2 protein-coding genes (1 of these 2 cut by a window edge) are annotated in these 19,816 nt (G+C 72.9%); both read right to left on the minus strand.

The window, feature by feature from the left end; all coding sequences use genetic code 11:
- Positions 1–14,042 (minus strand): non-ribosomal peptide synthetase (locus LXT23_RS46760; protein WP_253987036.1); only part of this gene is annotated, 14,042 nt, incomplete at its 3' end.
- Positions 14,039–19,816 carry the 3' portion of a non-ribosomal peptide synthase/polyketide synthase gene (locus LXT23_RS46765; RefSeq protein ID WP_253987037.1) on the minus strand. Its footprint extends 25,806 nt past the window's final position, so the window shows 5,778 of its 31,584 coding nt (coding positions 25,807–31,584); its start codon lies off the right edge, out of view; the stop codon is at positions 14,039–14,041. The genes LXT23_RS46765 and LXT23_RS46760, both read right to left, overlap by 4 nt.

Below are 19,816 nucleotides of genomic sequence, written 5' to 3' on the forward strand. Positions count from 1 at the left end.
AGGGGAGCCGGTGGGGGTGGGATGAAGCAGGTGCGCCACGCACGCCAGCCCTGCATGCAGCCGGCGCTCGGGGCGACGGAGAAACGCCCGTTCCCCTGGGCCCGCTGCTGCTCGGGCTCGGGCAGCGCGCCACGGTCCACCTTGCCGTTGGGCGTCAGCGGCAGCGCCTCCAGCAGCATGAAGGCGGAGGGCACCATGTACTCGGGCAGCCGCTCACGCAGCCAGTCCCGCACCGCCCCCACCTCCACGCCGCCGGCCACGTACGCCACCAGCCGCTTGCCACCCGCCGCGTCCGGCCGCGCCACCACCACCGCCTCGCGGACCTCGGGGTGGCCGAGCAGCGCCGCCTCGACCTCGCCCGGCTCCACGCGGTAGCCACGGACCTTCACCTGCACGTCCATGCGGCCCAGGAACTCCAGCACCCCGTCCCGCCGCCAGCGCGCCAGGTCGCCCGTGCGGTACAGCCGTTCCCCCGGCTCGCCACCGAAGGCGTCCGGCACGAAGCGCTCCGCCGTCAGGTCCGGCTGCTCCAGGTAGCCGCGCGCCAGGCCGTCTCCGCCGATGTACAGCTCTCCCGCCACGCCGGCCGGCACCGGCTGGCCGCTGCCGTCCAGCAGGTACACCCGCGTGTTGCCGATGGGCCGGCCAATGGGCACGGCGCTCCCCACCATCGCCGGCTCCGTCATTCGGAAGCAGCTCGCGAAGGTGGTGCTCTCCGTGGGGCCGTAGCAGGCCGTCACGGGGATGCGCAGCGTCTCCAGCACGCGGCGCACGTGCGGCGCGGAGACCACGTCTCCGCCCGTGAGGAGCTGGCGCACCGGCCGCAGCGCCTCCAGGTCCGCCTCCACCATCTGCGTGAAGAGGCCCGCCGTCAGGTGCAGCGTGGTGACGCCGTGCTGCTCCAGCACCCCCGCCAGCTCGCGCACGTCATTCGGCGCGTGCGGCGGGTAGAGCACCAGCCGCCCGCCGTTGAGCAGGCAGCCCCACACCTCCAGCGTCGACGCGTCGAAGGAGATGGGCGCGATGAGCAGGAACGTCTGGCTGGCGCCGAGGTCGGCGTAGTCCACGCCCCGCACCAGCCTCGCCACCGAGCGGTGCTCGATGCAGACACCCTTCGGCCGGCCCGTGGAGCCGGAGGTGAAGTCGATGTAGGCCAGGTGGCGTGACGTCGCTCCGCTCCGCGGCGCCGTCGTGGGCGCGAGGGCCAGGGCCTCGGCCGCCTCGTCCAGCAGCAGGCACTCCACGCCCTCCGCCGGCAGCAGCTCCAGCAGGGCTCGCGTCGTCACCAGCACGCGCGGGCGCGAGTCCTCCAGCATGGTGGACAGGCGCGCGCGCGGGTAGTTCGAGTCCAGCGGCACGTAGGCGCCGCCGGCCTTGAGGATGGCCAGCACGGTGACGATGAGGTCCACCGAGCGCTCCAGGCACAGGCCCACTCGCACGTCGGGGCCCACGCCGCGCTCCCGCAGCAGCCAGGCCAGGCGGTTGGCGCGGGCCTCCAGCTCGCGGTACGTGAGGCGCTCGCCCGTGGTGGCTTCCAGCGCCACCGCGTCCGGCCTCAGCGTCACCTGCTCCTCGAAGAGGCCGTGCACCGTGGCCTCGGAGGGGTAGGGCGCCGCCGTGTCATTCCACTCGCGCAGCACCTGGCGGCGCTCCGGCTCCGGCATCAGGCCCAGCTCCACCACGGGCGCGTCGGGCGCGGCCACCGCCGCCTCCAGCAGCGTGCGCAGGTGCCCCGCCATTCGGGCCACCGTCTCCTCGTCGAAGAGGTCCGTGCTGTAGTCGAACGTGCCCGCGATGCCCGACGGCGTCTCCGCCAGGGACAGGCTCAGGTCGAACTTCGCCGCCCGGTTGGGCACCTCGAACGAGCGCAGCACAAGCCCGCCCATGCCCACCTGGGGCACCGGCGCGTTCTGCATCAGCAACATCACCTGGAAGAGCGGCGAGCGCCCCAGGTCACGCGCCGGCTGCAGCGCGTCCACCAGCTTCTCGAAGGGCACGTCCTGGTGCGCGTACGCCCCCAGCGTGACTTCGCGCGCCCGGGCCAGCAGCGCCTTGAAGCCCATCCGAGGCTCGGGCCGCAGCCCCAGCGCCAGCGTGTTGACGAAGAAGCCGATGAGGCCCTCCGTCTCCGCGCGGCCCCGGCCCGCGATGGGCGTGCCGATGGCGAAGTCGCGCTGCCCCGAGTAGCGCCACAGCAGCACGTGGAAGGCCGCCAGCAGCGCCATGAAGGGCGTGGCGCCCTCGCGCTGGCAGAGCGCCAGCACGGCGTCGGACAGCTCCTTGGGCAGGCGCACCTCCAGGCTCGCGCCCCGGAAGCCCTGCACGGCCGGACGCGGCCGGTCCGTGGGCAGCTCCAGCGCGTGTGGCACGCCGCCGAGCTGGTTGCGCCACCAGCCGAGCTGCGCCTCCAGCGCGTCGCCCCGCAGCCAGCCGCGCTGCCAGGAGGCGAAGTCCGCGTACTGCACCGGCAGCTCCGGCAGCGGCGACGGCCGCCCCTCCAGGAACGCCTCGTAGAGCGCCGCCACCTCGCGCACCAGCACGCCCAGGCTCCAGCCGTCGGTGATGATGTGGTGCATCGTCACCAGCAGCACGTGGTCCTTCGCGTCCAGGCGCACCAGCACGGGCCGCACCAGCGGGCCGCGCTCCAGGTCGAACGGACGCCCCGCCTCCACCTCCGCGCGCCGCAGGGCCTCCGCCTCGCGGGCCTCGGACGGCAGGCCGCTCAGGTCCCACTCCTCCAGCACCACGGGGGCCGCGGGCGCAATCACCTGCGCCGGCTCGCCGCCACGGTCCACGAAGGTGGTGCGCAGCGTCTCGTGCCGCGCCACCAGCGCATCCAGGCTCCGCCGCAGCACCGCCGCGTCCAGCGCACCCTCCAGCCGCACCGGCAGGCTGAGGTGGTACGAGCTGGACCGCGGGTCCAGCTGGTGCAGGAACCACAGCCGCTGCTGCGCGAAGGACAGCGGCATGCCGTCCGCCGCGCGCGGCACGGGCACCAGCTCCGGCGCCGCGTGCTCCACCTTCGCCGCCGTCTGGAGCCGCGCCACCAGCTTCTCCACCGTGGACGCGTCGAACAGGTCGCGCACGGGCAGCTCCACGCCCAGCACCGCGCGCACGCGCGCCGCCACCTGCGTGGCCATCAGCGAGTGGCCGCCCAGCTCGAAAAAGTCGTCATGCCGCCCGACTCGCGGCACGTGCAGCACGTCCGCCCAGATGCCGGCGACCAGCTCCTCCATGGGCGTGGCCGGCGGGACGAACTCCCGCTCCGTGGAGCGCGCGCCCTCGGGGGCGGGCAGGGCCTTGCGGTCCACCTTGCCGCTGGGGCTCAGCGGAAGCGCCGGCAGGGTGACGAAGGCCGAGGGCACCATGTACCCGGGCAGCACCGCCTCCAGCGCCTTGCGCAGCGGCTCCACCGCCGCCTCCAGCCCCTCCTCCGCGACGACGTAGGCCACCAGGCGCTTGTCGCCGGGCACGTCCTCGCGCACCACCACCGTCGCCTCGCGCACCGCCGGCTGCTGGCGGAGCACGGACTCGATTTCTCCCGTCTCGATGCGGAAGCCGCGCAGCTTCACCTGCTCGTCCAGGCGGCCCTGGTACTCGAGCTGTCCGTCCGCCAGGAAGCGCACCCGGTCGCCCGTGCGGTACAGCCGCGCGCCCGGCTCCGAGCCGAACGCGTCCGGCACGAAGCGCTCGGCGGTGAGCCCGGGCTGGCCCAGGTAGCCACGCGCCAGGCCAGGCCCGCCCACGAACAGCTCGCCCGGCGCGCCCACGGGCACCGGGCGCAGGGTGGCGTCCAGCACGTACAGCCGCACGTTGGGGAAGGGACGGCCGATGGTCAGCCGCTCCGGCGCGACACTCCCCGGAGTGATGGTGGCGCACACCGTCACCTCGGTGGGGCCGTAGGCGTTGAGCAGCGTGCGCCCACGCCCCCAGCGGCTCGCCAGCTCCGGTGTGCACGCCTCGCCGGCGGAGATGACCGTCTCCAGGTCCGGCAGGCCCTCCTCGGACTGCAGGGCCAGCACCGACGGCGTCAGCGTCACCGCCGTGATTCGCTGCTCGCGCAGCACGGCCGCCAGCGACGTGCCCGGCAGCATGGCCTCCCGAGGCGCCAGGCACAGCCGGGCCCCCGCCAACAGGGTGGCGAACATCTCGCACACCGAGGCGTCGAAGCCGATGGCGGCGAACTGCAGCACCCGGCTGTCGGGCCGGAAGCCGTGCGCCTTCACCGCCGCCAGGGCCGTGTTGCACAGGCCCCGGTGCGCCAGCAGGGTGCCCTTGGGGCGCCCCGTGGAGCCGGACGTGTAGATGACGTAGGCCAGGTTGTCTGCCGTGACGACGGACGGCGGCGCGTGCTCGGGCCGGGTGGCCACCTGGGCCCACTCCGTGTCCAGGCACACCATGAGCTCGCCCTGCGAGGGCAACACGTCCGCCAGCGCCTCCTGGGTGAGGAGCACGGGCACCGCGGCGTCGCGCGCCATGTAGCCCAGGCGGTCCATGGGGTACGACGGATCCAACGGCACGTAGACGCCACCGGCCTTGAGGATGCCCAGCGCGCCCACCACCAGCTCCAGCGAGCGCTCCATGCACACGCCGACGCGCGTCTCGGGGCCCACGCCCAGCGAGCGCAGGTGCCACGCGAGCTGGTTGGACCGCCGCTCCAACTCGGCGTAGGTGAGCGCCTGGCCCTCGAAGGAGACGGCGGTCGCCTCCGGCGTGCGGGCGGCCTGGGCGGAGAACAGCTCGTGCGCGCAGGCGTCGCGCGGGAAGTCGGCGTGGGTGTCGTTCCACTCCACGAGGACCTGGCGGCGCTCCGCGGCGGACAGCAGCGACAGCTCGCCGACCTTCACTCCGGCGGAGGCCGGCAGCGACTCCAGCAGGTGGAGCCACTGCCCCAGCAGGCGCTCGCACGCGGCGGACTCGAAGCGCGCGGCGTCATACGTGAAGACGATGCGCAGCGTGGGGCCCGGGGCGATGGTGACGTCCATGGGGAACGTCTTGCGCTCCAGGAAGCGCACGTCCCGCACGGCCGCGCCGGCCTGGTCCTTCACCGAGGCGTCGACGGGGAAGTTCTCGAAGACGAGCAGGCTCTCGAAGAGCGGGGTGCCGCGGGGCACCTGGCTCCAGCCCTGCACCTGCACCAGCGGGCTGTACTCGTACTGGCGCATCTCCAGGTTGTTCTCCTGGAGCTGCTTGAGCCAGGGCACCAGCGCGGCGTCAGGCGGCAGGCGCACGCGCATGGGCAGCGAGTTGATGAACTGCCCCAGCATCTGCTCCACGCCCGGCAGGTCCGTGGGCCGTCCGGCCACGGTGGTGCCGAAGACGACGTCCTGCTCGCCGCTGTGGCGCGCCAGCAGCACGGCCCAGCTCGCCTGCACCAGCGTGTTGAGGGTGAGCTGGTGCTGGCGCGCGAAGCCCTGCAGCGCCGCCATCGTCGGCGTGGGCACGTCGAAGCGGCGCTCCACGGGCTGCGCCACCCCGTGCTCCACGCGCACCGTTGCCTTGCCCCCCGGCAGCGGCGTGGGGGCCGTGAAGCCCTCCAGCGCGGGCCGCCAGAAGGCCTCCGCTCCCGCCAGGTCCTGCCGCTGCAGCCAGGCGATGTACTCGCGGTAGGGCGTCGCGCGCTCCGTCCGCGGCGCCTGGCCGCGCGAGAAGGCGTCGTACAGCGCGAACAGCTCGCGCATGAGCACGCCCAGGCTCCAGCCGTCCATCAGCAGGTGGTGCAGGCTCCAGACGAACTGGTGCGCCTGCTCATCCAGCCGCATCACCGCCATGCGCATCAGCGGCGGGCGCGTCAGGTCGAAGCCCTTCGCCTTGTCCTCCTCCAGGAAGGCGTCCAGGCGCGACTGCTGCTGCGCATGCGTCAGGTCGCGCCAGTCCTGCTGCGTCCAGGGCAGCTCCACGCGCGTGTGTACGCGCTGCAGCGGCGAGGCGAGGCCCTTCCATATAAAGGAGGTGCGCAGCGAGGTGTGGCGCTCCAGCAGCGCCTCCCAGGCGCGGCGGAAGGCGCCCAGCTCCAGCGGCGTCTGGAAGACCCACGTCACCTGCTCGAAGTAGTCGTCCCGCCCCGGCGTCAGCAGGGCGTGGAAGAGCATGCCCTGCTGCATGGGAGACAGCGGGTACAGGTCCTCCACCGTGATGTCGCCCTCCAGCACGCGCGCCAGCGTGGGCGCCTCCAGCCGGGCGAGGGGGAAGTCCGACGGGAGGTAGTGCCGCGCGTCCGCCGAGTCCCGTCCGCGGATGAGCGCCCGCAGCGCCTCCACGAAGCCCTGGGCCACGGACTCCACGGTGGCGTGCTGGTGCACGCCCTCGCTGTACTTCCACGAGACGCGGAGCTGCCCGCCAGCGACGAGGGCGTCCACCTCCAGCAGGTGGCTGCGCACCGCGAGGCCGCTCTGGGCGGAGCCCTGGGACTCGGGGGCGGGGCGGAAGAGCTGGGACGCCTGCGCCAGCGCGTCGAGCTGGCCCAGGTAGTTGAAGAGGATGCCGGGACGCGGCTGCGCGCGCAGGGCCTCCGCGGCCTCCGGGCGCCCCAGGTGGCGCAGCAGCCCATGGCCCAGCCCGCTGCCGGGCCGCTGGCGCCGCGACTCGCGCACGTTGCGCAGGGTGTCTCCCGGGGAGCCCCCGCGCGACACCTCGAGCAGCAGCGGCCACGTGGCGGTGAACCAGCCCACGGTGCGTGAGACGTCCACCTCGTCGGACGGCACCTCGCGGCCGTGCAGCTCCTGCTCCACCCGCACGCGCGTGCCGCCCGTCCACTCCGCCACGGCGCGGCCCAGCGCGGCCAGCAGCACGTCGTCGATGTGGGCGCGGTACGCACCCGGCGTCTCCTGCAGCAGCAGCCGCGTCTCTTCCGCGCTCAGGCTCACCTGCACCGAGCGCTCCGACGCCACCGTGTTGGCCCCCTCCTTTATATCCACCGGGAGCGGTGCCACCTGGGCGCGCGCCGCCTGCAGCCAGTGGGGCAGCTCCGCCTCCACGGCCTCCGAGCGCGCATGGGCCTGGAGCCACTCGGCCCAGGCCTTGTACGACGTCGTCTTCGGCGGCAGCGTCACCGGCTCGCCGCGCCGCAGCTGCCTGTACGCGGACTCCAGGTCCTCCAGCAGCACGCGCCAGGAGACGCCGTCCACGGACAGGTGGTGCAGCACCACCAGCACGCGCTGCGTCCGGCCCGCTCCGCGCTCCAGCAGCGCGGCCCGCAGCAGCAGGCCCTCGGAGAGGTCCAGGCTCCGCTGCACCTCGTCCGCCGCGCGCGTCACCGCCGCCGCCAGCTCCGCCTCCGGCACGCCGGACAGGTCCACGCGGCGCAGCCGCACCGGCTGCCCGGGCGCCACCGCGTCCTGCCGCCACTCGCCGCCCTCACGGACGAAGCGCAGGCGCAGCGCGTCGTGGTGCTCCACCAGCTTCTGGAGCGCCTGCTCCAGCGCGGTGGCATCCACCGGCTCCAGCGCCTCCAGCATGACGGACTGGTTGAAGTGTTGGGGCTCGGCCGACGCCTCCTCGAAGAAGGCCCGCTGCACGGGCGTGAGGGGCACCGGCCCCTCGACGAAGCCCTGCTCGTCGTGTCCCTGCCGCGCCGTCTTCACCTGCGGCGCCAGCTCGGCCACCGTCTGGTGCTGGAAGAGCTGCCGGGGGGTGAGCCGCAGGCCCGCCTGCCGCGCCCGCGTCACCACCTGGATGCTGACGATGGAGTCGCCGCCCAGATCGAAGAAGTTGTCGTGGATGCCCACGCGCTCGCGGCCGAGCACGCGTGCCCAGATGTCCGCCAGCGCCGCCTCCACGTCGTCGCGGGGCGCAGTGTAGGGACGCGCCTCCTCGGTGGCGGCCTCCGGCGCGGGCAGCGCCTTGCGGTCCACCTTGCCGTTGGAGGTGAGGGGCAGCGCCTCCAGGACGACGAAGGCGGCCGGCACCATGTACTCGGGCAGCTTCTCCTTGAGGGCCGTGCGCACCCGCGCGACTTCCAGCGTGTGGCCGGGCTTCGCGGAGACGTAGGCCACCAGCCGCTTCTGGCCCGGCACGTCCTCACGCGCCACCACCACCGCCTCGCGCACGTCCGGGTACGCGAGCAGCGCGGACTCGATTTCCCCCAGCTCGATGCGGAAGCCGCGGACCTTCACCTGGAAGTCCACGCGGCCCAGGAACTCGATGTCGCCCCCCGGCAGCCAGCGGGCCAGGTCGCCCGTGCGGTACATGCGGGCGCCCGGCACGTCGGAGAAGACGTCCGGGAGGAAGACCTCGGCCGTGCGCACCGCGTCCATCAGGTAGCCGCGACCCACGCCGATGCCGCCGACGTACACCTCGCCGGGCACGCCCACGGGCACGGGCTGGCCCTCGGCGTCCAGCAGGTGCAGGCGCATGTTGGCCACCGCCCGGCCAATGGGCGTGTTGACGGTGGTGGGCGTCGCGCGCATCGGGTGGTGCGTGACGTCATCCGAGCACTCGGTGGGGCCGTACGCGTTGAGCAGGGGGATTTCCGGCCACAGCGCGAACCAGCGCCGGCACACGGCGGGCGGCAGGGCCTCGCCGGTGGGCACCATCCACCGCAGGCGCGCCAGCTTCGGCCGCCACGCGTCGGGCGCCTCCACGCCTTCCACCATGGCCCTCAGCAGCGAGGGCACCGTCTCGACGATGGTGATGGCGTGCTCTTCCAGCGCCCGCGTCAGCAGGGCCGGGTCGTGCGCCACCTCGTCACCGAAGACGTGGGTGCAGCCGCCCACCACCAGCGCGTTGAGGAACTGCCAGACGGAGATGTCGAAGCACTGCGAGGCCGTCTGCGCCACCACGTCCGAGGACGTCAGGCCCAGGTCCTTCACCTTGGCGTAGAGGTGGTTGAGCATGCCCCGGTGCTCGACCATGGCGCCCTTGGGCAGGCCGGTGGAGCCGGAGGTGAAGATGACGTAGGCCAGGTTGGCGGGCGTGGCGCGCGGGGGCGGATTCACCTCGGGCGCGACGGCGGCCAGGGCCTCCTCCAGCACGTAGGTGTGGCCCTCGGCCGAGGGGGACGTGGCCAGCAGGGGCAGCAGCTCGCGCCCGCACAGCGCCAGGGAGGCGCCGCTCTGACCCATCACCTGGGAGATGCGGTGGGGCGGGTGCTTCGGGTCCAGCGGCACGTACGCGCCGCCGGCCTTGAAGATGCCCAGCATGGAGACGAGGAAGTCACTGCCGCGCTCGGCGAGCAGCGCCACCACCGTCTCCGGGCCCACGCCCTTGTCCATGAGGTAGTGGGCGAGCCGGTTGGCCCGCAGGTTCAGCTCGCGGTAGCTGAGCGCGACGTCCTGGTACCGGACGGCGATGACGTCCGGCGTGCGCTCCGCCTGCTCCTCGAAGAGGACCTGGAAGCAGTCGCGCTCACGGAAGTCCTGGCGCGTGGCCGTCCAGTCCACGAGCAGCTGGCGCCGCTCGGGCTCGGACAGCAGCGGCAGGCGCGACAGGCGCTGGGAGGGGTCCGCGAGCGCGCCCTGGAGCAGCATGCCCAGGTGGCCGAGCAGCCGCTGGAGGGTGGCGGGCTCGAACAGGTCCGCGCTGTACTCGGCCACGGCGCCGAGTCCCTGCGGCGTCTCCGCGAAGTAGAGGGTGAGGTCGAACTTGGACGCGGTGTGGCCCAGCGCCACCGGGCGGGACGTGAGGCCGGGCAGGTCGAGGGCGGGTGCCTCGTTGTTCTGCAGCACCACCATCACCTGGAAGAGCGGCGTGCGGCTGAGGTCGCGCTCCGGCTGCAGCTCCTCCACCAGCTTCTCGAAGGGCACTTCCTGGTGGGCGTACGCGCCCAGCGTCACCTCGCGCGCGCGGTGCAGCAGCTCGCGGAAGGAGAGGTGGCGCCGCGGCTGGCCGCGGAGCACCAGCGTGTTGACGAAGAAGCCGATGAGGCCCTCCGTCTCCGCGCGGTTGCGGCCCGCGATGGGCGAGCCGACGACGATGTCCTCCTGGCCCGAGTAGCGCGCCAGCAGCGCCTGCGTGGCCGCCAGCAGCACCATGAAGGGCGTCACGCCCTCGCGCTGGCACAGCTCCTTCAGGGCCTTCGTCAGGGCGGGGGCGAACGTCGTCCCCACGCTGCTCCCGCGAGACGTCTGCACCGCCGGGCGGGGGAAGTCCGTCGGCAGCTCCAGCGCGCGCGGCGCGTCGGCGAGCTGCTTGCGCCACCAGGACAGCTGCGCCTCCAGCACGTCGCCTTGCAGCCACCCGCGCTGCCACGCGGAGAAGTCCGCGTACTGCACGGCCAGCTCCGGCAGCGGCGAGAGCGTTCCCTTGAGGAAGGCCTCGTAGAGGACCGACATCTCCCGGGCCAGCACGCCCAGGGACCAGCCGTCGGAGACGATGTGGTGCATCGTCACGAGGAGCGCGGCCTGCCGCTCGCCCAGGTGCAGGACGGTGGCGCGCAGCAGGGGGCCCTGGCTGAGGGAGAAGGGCGTCAGCGTCTCCTCGCGCGCCAGCCGGTGCAGCGTCTCCTCACGCGCCTCGTCGGGCTGCGCGCTCAGGTCGACGCGGCGGAGCGTGAAGCGGGCCTCGGAGGCGATGCACTGCGCGGCGCGCTCGCCACGGACCTGGAAGGTGGTGCGCAGCGACTCGTGCCGCCGCACCAGCTCGGCGAAGGCGCGCTCCAGGACGTCCACGTCCAGCGGCCCGTCCAGGCGCAGCGCCAGGGGGATGTTGTAGGCGGAGTTGCCGGGCTCGAGCTGGTCGATGAACCACAGGCGCTGCTGCGCGAAGGACAGGGGCAGGTCGTCGCCACGCGGCACGGGCACCAGCGGCGGGGGCGCGGTGCCCTCGGCCACGGCCTGGGAGGCGGCCTCCACGCGCGCGGCGAGCGCGGCCACCGTGCGGGCGGCGAAGAAGTCGCGCAGGGACAGCTCCACCTGGAGCGCGCCCCGGATGCGCGAGACGACCTGGGTGGCGAGCAGCGAGTGGCCGCCCAGCTCGAAGAAGTCCTCGTGCAGGCCCACGCGCTCCAGCTTGAGGGCCCGGGCGAAGGCGCCGGCCAGCAGCTCCTCCACCGGCGTGCGGGGCGGCTCGTACACACGCGCCGCCACGGCCGCGGTCGCCTCGGGCGCGGGGAGCGCCCGCCGGTCCACCTTGCCGCTGGGCGTGAGGGGCAGCGTGTCCAGCACGACAATGTGCGGGGGCACCATGTACTCGGGCAGCCGCGCACGGGCGAGCTCCCGCAACGCGCCCACGTCCAGCACCTGCTCCTGGCGCGCGGAGACGTAGGCCACCAGCGTGCGGTCGCCTCCGGACTCGCGGGCCACCACCACCGCCTCGCGCACCGCCGGGTGCTGGCCGAGGACGGCCTCAATCTCTCCCAGCTCGATACGGAAGCCGCGGACCTTCACCTGGAAGTCCACGCGGCCCAGGTACTCGATGGCGCCGTCGGGCAGGTAGCGGGCCAGGTCGCCGGTGCGGTACAGCCGCGCGCCGGGCGTCTCGGAGAACGCGTCCGGCACGAAGCGCTCGGCCGTCAGCTCCGGACGGCCCAGGTAGCCCCGGCCCACCTGCACGCCGCCGATGTACAGCTCACCGGCCACGCCCACCGGCACCGGGCGCAGGGCCCGGTCCAGCAGGTGGATGCGCGTGTTCGCGATGGGCCGGCCAATGGGGATGCTCCGCCGGTTGTCGCCCCGGCGGCACTGCCAGGCCGTGACGTCCACCGCGGCCTCGGTCGGGCCGTAGAGGTTGTGCAGCTCCGCGCCCAGCCGCTCCAGGCAGCGCTCGGCCACGTCCACCGGCAGCGCCTCGCCGCTGCAGACGATGCGACGCACGGCGCGGCAGCGCTCCTCCAGCTCCGGCTCCTCCAGGAAGGCGGCCAGCATGGAGGGCACGAAGTGCAGCGTGGTGATGCCCTGGGACTGGATGAGGCGAGACAGGTACGTCGTGTCCTGGTGCCCGCCGGGCCGCGCGACGACCAGCCGCGCGCCGGTCATCAGCGGCCAGAAGAACTCCCAGACGGAGACGTCGAAGCTGAACGGCGTCTTCTGGAGGACGCTGTCCGTCCCATCCAGCCCGTACGCCGCCTGCATCCACCTCAGGCGGTTGACCACGGCCGCATGGGCATTCATCGCCCCCTTGGGGCGGCCGGTGGAGCCGGAGGTGAAGATGACGTAGGCGAGGTGCTCGGGGCCCACGCCCGAGGGCGGAGGCGTGGCCGGCAGGGCCGCGAGCCGCGCGGCCTCCGCGTCCAGGATGACGGCGGGAACGTCGTTCGGCGGGAGGCGCTCGCGCAGGGACTCCTGCGTGAGCAGCACGCGCGGCGCGGCGTCCTCGAGCATGGCGGCGAGCCGCTCACGCGGGTAGCCCGGGTCGAACGGCACGTAGGCGCCGCCCGCCTTCAGTACGGCCAGCAGCGACACCACCAGCTCCACCGAGCGCTCCAGGCACACGCCCACGCGCGTCTCGGGGCCCACGCCCAGCGCGCGCAGGTGCCACGCGAGCTGGTTGGCCCGCGCGTCCAGCTCGCGGTAGGTGAGCGCCTGCTCCTCGTACACCAGCGCCACGGCGTCCGGCGTGCGCGCCGCCTGGGCCTCCATGAGGTGGTGCACGCAGGCGGGGGCGCCCTGCTCCGTGCGGGTGGCGTTCCACTCGGCCACCAGGCGGTGGCGCTCCCCGGACGTCAGCAGCGGCAGGTCGTGCAGGCGCTGCTCGGGGTTGGCCGTGGCCGCCTCCATCAGCATGCGCAGGTGGCCGAGCGCCCTGTCGATGGTCTCCGGCTCGAAGAGGTCGGTGTTGTACTCGAGCGCTCCGGCGAAGCCGCCCGGCGTGTCCTGGACGGTGAGCGTCCAGTCGAACTTCGCCACGCCCAGGTCGGACTCCAGCGACTCCAAGCGGAGGCCGGGAATCTCCATGGGCTGGGTGGTGCCTTCCTGATGCACCAGCATCACCTGGAAGAGCGGCGGGTGGCTCATGCTGCGCTCGGGCTGGAGCGCCTCCACCAGTCGCTCGAAGGGCAGCTCCTGGTGGGCGAACGCGCCCACGGCCGCCTCCTTCACGCGGGCCAGCAGCTCGCGGAAGGTGGGGTTGCCGTCCAGCCTCGTGCGGATGACGAGCGTGTTGACGAAGTAGCCGACCACGCCCTCCAGCTCCGAGCGGGTGCGGCCGGCGATGGGCACGCCGACGCAGATCTCATCCTGGCCGGTGTAGCGGGCGAGCAGCGACTGGAAGGCCGCCATCAACGCCATGAAACGGGTGACGCCTTCGCGCTGGCAGAGCGCGCTGAAGGACTCCCACAGCTCCTTGGAGAAGGGCAGCAGCCGCTGCGTGCCCCGATACGTCTGCACCGCGGGCCGGGGCCGGTCCGTCGGCAGCTCCAGCACGGCGGGCGCGCCGGCCAGCCGCTCGCGCCACCAGCCCAGCTCCTTCTCCAGTGCCTCGCCCGACAGTCGCTCCCGCTGCCACGCGGCGTGGTCCGCGTACTGCACCGACAGCTCCGGCAGCACGGGAGTCTTCCCGGCGCCCAGCGTCGCGTACAGCATCACCAGCTCGCGCAGCAGCACGCCCATGGACCAGCCGTCGGTGACGATGTGGTGCATCGTCATCAACAGCACGTGGTCCGTGTCACCCAGCCGCAGCAGGGTGGCGCGAAGGAGCGGGCCCTGGGCCAGGTTGAAGGGGCGGCGGATCTCCTCGCGCGCCAGGCGCTTCGCCTCGTCCTCGCGGCTTGCCTCGGGCACCGCGCTGATGTCCACGCGGGTGAGGGGGACGTCGGCCGTCGGCGCGATGACCTGGACGGGGACACCTTCCTCGACGTGGAAGCGCGTGCGCAGGGCCTCATGCCGCTCGACGAGCAGCCCCAGGCTTCGCTCCAGGACGGCGGCATCCATGCGCCCGCGGAGGCGGACGACGGTGGGCACGTTGTAGGCGGCGCTGCCGGGCTCGAGCTGGTCGAGGAACCACAGGCGCTGCTGCGCGAACGAGGTGGGCAGCGGGCCGCCGGTACGGGGCACGCGGGCGATGGCGGTGCGGACCGTGTTGGGCGCCTCCTTCCGGAGCTGGCGCAGCAGCTGCTCGCGCTTCTCGGGGGGGAGGGACTGCAGCCGCTTGTACAGGTCGTTGCTCATAAGGTGTCGTCGTCCGAGGGCGGCGAAAGAGAGGAGGACGTGTCGTCCTCGTCAAGGTTGGCGAGCAGCTCTTCCAGGCGGCCGAGATCGAGCTGCTCGGCCTGGAGCTGGAGGATGCGGAGCGCGAGGCGCTCCACGGTGGAGTGCTCGAAGAGGTCTTGTACGGGCAGGTCCACTTCCAGGAGCGTTCGGATGCGGGCCACGGCCCGGGTCGCGAGGAGGGAGTGTCCGCCAAGGTCGAAGAAGTCGTCGTGCACTCCCACCTGGGGAGTGCCGAGCAGCTCGGAGAGCAGGGAGGCGAGCTGCCGCTCCGTCTCATTGCGAGGGGCCACGAAGGTGCTGGCGGGAACGGCGCCTGCTTCCGGCGCGGGCAGGGCCGCGCGGTCCACCTTGCCCGTGGACGTGAGCGGCAGGACGTCGAGCAGGACGAAGGCCGCGGGGACCATGTAGCCGGGCAGCCGCTCCTTCAGGAAGCCGCGGAGCAGCGTGGCATCCGCCGGCGTTCCTTCGCGCAGCCGGGCGTAGGCCACCAGCCGGGGCTCGCCGGGCAGGTCCTCGCGCAGCACCACCACCGCCTGCTCCACGGCGGGGTGCAGGCCGAGCGCGGCTTCGATTTCGCCCAGCTCGATGCGGAAGCCGCGCAGCTTCACCTGGAAGTCGAAGCGGCCCAGGAACTCCAGCTCGCCGTCCGGGCGGTACCGCACGCGGTCACCCGTGCGGTAGAGGCGGGCGCCCGGCGTGGCGGAGAACGGATCCGGCACGAAGCGCTCGGCGGTGAGCGCCGGCCGGCGCAGGTAGCCCCGGGTGACGCCCGCGCCGCCGATATAGAGCTCGCCCGGGACGCCCACGGGCACCGGCTCCAGCCCCGCGTCGAGCACGTAGACGCGGGTGTTGGGGTAGGGCCGGCCAATCGTCATGCGGCCCTGGCCCGGCACGTACTCTACGCTGGTGGCGGCGATGCTCGTCTCGGTGGGGCCGTACTGGTTCACGAGCCGACGGCCCGTGGCCCAGCGGTCCGCCAGCTCCGGCGCGCAGGACTCACCACCGGTGAGCACCGTCTGGAGGTCCGGCAGCCCGTCCGGCGGGAGCACCGCGAGCGTCGCGGGGACGAGCGTCGCGACGTGGATGTGCGAGTCGCGCAGCAGCGCCTGGAGCTGCAGCCCGGGCAGGAGCTGGTCCTGGGGCGCGACGACCAGGGTGCCTCCGAAGCCCAGGGTGGAGAAGATCTCCAGCACCGAGACGTCGAACGCCATGGAGACGACCTGGAGGACGCGGCGGCCCGGGCCAATGCCCAGCTCCCGCGCCGACTGCTGCACTGTGTTCACCGCGCCGCGGTGCTCCGCCATGATGCCCTTGGGCTCACCGGACGAGCCCGAGGTGAAGATGAAGTAGGCGAGGTTCGCGGGGTCGACGGAGACGCGCGGTGGCTCCGCGCTCTCCAGGGCGATGCTGGCGGCTTCGGTATCGAGGCACACCCGCGCCGCGCCCGTGGACGGCAGGTCCCTGGTCAGGTGCTCCAGGGTGACGAGCAGCGAAGGCGCCGCCGTCTGGAGCATGGCGCCCAGGCGCTCGCGGGGCAGGCCCACGTCGAGCGGCATCCACGCGGCGCCCGTCTTGAGGATGGCGAGCAGACCGACCACGTACTCGAGGGAGCGACCCACGCAGAGCGCGACGCAGGTCTCCTGGCGGGCGCCGCGGGCCTGGAGGTAGCGGGCGAGCTGGTTGGCGCGCGCGTCGAGCTGCCGGTAGGTGAGCTGCTGGTCGCCGGAGACGAGCGCGAGGGCGTCCGGCGTCCGCGCGGCCTGGGACTCGAAGAGCTGGTGCAGGCAGCCCTCGGGCGCCAGGGGCCGGGCGGTGTCGTTCCACTCCACCAGCACGCGGTTCCGCTCCGCGTCGGGCAGGAGCTGGAGGCGGGAGAACGGCAGGTCCGGGTGAGCGACGAAGGCCTCTAGCACGCGCTGGAAGGACGCGGCCATGCGGACCACGGTGTCGGCGTCGAAGAGGTCGACGCTGTACTCCCACTGGCTGCTCAGGCCGTGCTCGGACTGCGTGGTGGAGATGCGCAGGTCCGTCTGGGTGCTGCCCGTGTCGAGCTTGAGCGGATTGACTGTGAGGTTGTCGGCGGTGAGCTCGACGGCCGGGAGGTTCTGCAGGATGAGGTGTACCTGGCCGAAGGCCGCGTGCGCGCGGCTGCGCTGGGGGTTGAGGGCCTTGACCAGCTCCTCGAAGGGCAGGTCCTGGTGGGCATGCGCCGCGAGCACCGTCTGGTGGCTCCGCGTCACCATCTCCCGGACGGACGGGTCGTCGTGGAACCGGCCGCGCAGGGCGAGCTGGTTGACGAAGAAGCCGATGAGGCCCTCCGTCTCGGCGCGATTGCGGTTGGCGATGACGGTGCCGATGACGATGTCCTGCTGTCCGGTGTAGCGCCCCAGCCACGCCTGGAAGGCGGCGAGGAGGACGGAGAAGAGCGTGGTGCCCTCACGGCGACAGAGCGCGTTGAGGGCCTGGGTCAGCTCCGCCGGAAGGGAGACGTTGATGTAGTCGCCGCGGAATGAGGCCTGCGCCGGGCGGGGCCTGTCCGTGGGGATTTCGAGGTAGGCGGGCGCGTCGGCGAGCTGCTCTCTCCACCAGTCGAGCTGCTGCTTCATGGGCTCACCGGCGAGCCAGCGCTGCTGCCACACGGCGTAGTCCGCGTACTGCAGCGTCAGCTCGGGCAGCGGCGACGGCTGGCCTTGGCGGAACGCGCTGTAGAGGGCGACGAGCTCGCGCACGAGGATGCTGCTGGACCAGCCGTCGGTGACGACGTGGTGCATGGTCAGCAGCAGGACGTGGTCACCCGCGTCCAGGCGCAGCAGGGCGGTGCGGAGCAGCGGGCCCTCGGCGAGCGAGAAGGGCTTGCGGGCGTCCTCGGCGGCGAGGCGACGAGCCTCGGCCTCGCGCTCGGGCGCGGGCAGCGAGGACAGGTCGATGCACGGCAGGGGCAGTGGGCCCGGAGGCGCGATGTGCTGCATGGCCTGGCCGGCCACGGTGGGGAAGGTGGTGCGCAGCGACTCGTGCCGGCGCACCAGCTCCGCGAAGGCGCGCTGGAGCGCGTCCGTGTCGAGGGGGCCGCCCAGGCGCAGGGCGGTGAGGATGTTGAAGCCCGTTCCACCGGGCGCGAGCTGGTCGAGGAACCACAGTCGCTGCTGGGCGAAGGACAGGGGCAGCGGCCCGGAGCGGTCCGCCGCGGTGATGGGCGGGAGCTGGACGCCGTGACCCGTCTTGACCGCGGAGTCCACGCGGGAGGCGAGCGCGGCGATGGTCGGGGACTCGAAGAGCTCGCGCAGGGCCAGCTCCACGCCAAAGGCGGCGCGGACGCGTGAGAGCAGCTGCGTGGCCAGCAGCGAGTGCCCGCCCAGGTCGAAGAAGTCCTCTCGGGTGGAGACGGAGTCGAGGTGCAGGATGTCGCACCAGATTCCGGCGAGGACCTCCTCGGTGGGCGTGCGCGGCGACGATTCGGCCCCTGGCTCGGAGACGGAGCGCTCGGGGACGGGAAGAGCCTTGCGGTCGACCTTGTCGCTGGAGGAGAGGGGGAAGCGCTCCATGGCGACGAAGGCGGAAGGCACCATGTAGTCCGGCAGTCGCTGCTGGAGGAAGGTGCGCAGGGTGGGCGCGTCGATGGACTGGCCCTCGTGCGGGACGAGGTAGGCGACGAGACGCGGCTCACCCGCGACGTCCTCGCGCAGCATGGCGACGGACTGGGAGACGGCGGGGTGGGAGTCGAGGAGAGACTCGACTTCGCCCAGCTCGATGCGGAAGCCGCGCAGCTTCACCTGGGAGTCGGCGCGGCCGAGGAACTCGAGGGTGCCGTCCTTGAGCCAGCGGACGCGGTCACCGGTGCGGTAGAGGCGAGCGCCGGGGGTGGTGCTGAAGGCGTCGGGAACGAAGCGCTCGGCGGTGAGCTCGGGGCGGCCGAGGTAGGCGCGGGCGAGGCCGGGGCCACCGACGAGCAGCTCACCGGGGATGCCAACGGGAAGGGGCCGCAGCAGCGAGTCGAGGACGTACACCTGGACGCCGGGAAGGGGCCGGCCGATGGAGGGACGCTCTGCGGAGACGGAGGTACTGACGGTGGCGCAGACGGCGACTTCGGTGGGGCCGTAGGCGTTGAGGAAGCGACGGCCCGGACTCCAGCGGCGGACCAGCTCAGGGGAGACGGCCTCACCAGCGGCGGCTACCGTCTGGAGGGAAGGCAGGCCCTCGGGGGCAAGGCGCGCAAGCGTAGAGGGAGTGAGGGTGACGGTGGTGACGGCCTCACGGGCCAGCAGCGAGTGCAGCGGCTCGCCGGGAAGCAGGGAGTCGGAGTCAGCCAGCAGGAGGCGAGCACCGGAGAGGAGGGCGGAGAAGGCTTCCCACACGGAGGCGTCGAAACCGGGAGCGGCGAACTGGAGGGCGGTGCGGCCGGGGCCCAGGTGCAGCAACTCGGAGGCGGCGCGAGCGGTGTTGCACAGGCCCCGATGCGTCAGCAGCGTGCCCTTGGGCCGGCCGGTGGAGCCGGACGTGTAGATGACGTACGCCAGATGCTCGGGGCCGACGGTGACAGGCAGTGGCTCTTCGCTCTGCTGCGCGATGGCGGCAGCTTCGGAATCCACGCACACCAGCAGCTCACCGCGCGAGGGCAGCTCGTCGGCAAGGTGCTCCCAGGTGAGCAGCACGGGAGGCGTCGCATCCTGGAGCATGAAGGCCAGCCGCTCACGAGGCAGCGACGGGTCCAGCGGCAGCCACGCGCCGCCGGCCTTGAGGACACCCAGCAGCGAGACGACGAAGTCGAGCGAGCGGCCCAGGCACAGCGCCACGCGCATGTCGGGGCCCACGCCGCGAGCCTGGAGGTAGCGGGCCAGCTGGTTGGCGCGCGAGTCGAGCTGCCGGTAGGTCAGGTGCGCATCACCGAAGGAGACAGCGACAGCGTCCGGAGTGCGCGAGGCCTGGGCCTCGAAGAGAACGTGGGCGACAGCGGCCTCCGGAGCCACGGGCCCGGTGCTCCACTCGCGAAGCACAGCCTGCTGCTCCGCCTCGGTGAGCAGGGGCAGCGAGTGCAGGGACGCGTCAGGCCGCGCAACGGCGGCCTCCAGCAGGGTGCGCAGGTGGCCGAACATGCGGCCCACGGTTTCGGCCTCGAAGAGCTCGGTGCTGTACTCGCAGAGCCAGGCGAGTCCCTCGGGGGCTTCGGAGACGGCGAGCGTCATGTCGAAGCGGGCGACGCCGGTGCTGCCCTCCAATCCGCTGAGAGCGAGTCCGGGCACTTCCAGCCGGGAAGTAGGCGCGTTCTGCAGCACCAGCTTCACCTGGAAGAGGGGCGCGTGGCCCAGGCTGCGCTCGGGGTTGAGAGCCTTGACCAGCTCCTCGAAGGGCAAGTCCTGCCGTGCGTAGGCGCCCAGGGTGGTGCGGCGCACCTGGGCCAGCAGGGCACGGAAGCTGGAGGCTTCACTCAAGCGCGAGCGCAGCACCAGCTGGTTGACGAAGAAGCCGATGAGGCCTTCGGTCTCGGAGCGGTTGCGGTTGGCGATGTCGGTGCCGACGACGATGTCGTCCTGGCCGGAGTAGCGGGCCATGAGCAGCTGGAAGGCGGCCAGCAGCGTCATGAAAGGAGTGACACCCTCGCGCTGGCTGAAGGCACGCACGGCGGCAGCGACTTCGGGCGGGAAGGTGGTGGTGAGCGAAGCACCCTTGAAGGAGCGCACAGCCGGACGCGGGAAGTCCGTGGGCAGCTCCAGCACGGCCGGAGCCCCGGTGAGCTG

This window comes from Pyxidicoccus xibeiensis, assembly GCF_024198175.1.
In the GTDB taxonomy this organism is placed as follows: Bacteria; Myxococcota; Myxococcia; order Myxococcales; family Myxococcaceae; genus Myxococcus; species Myxococcus xibeiensis.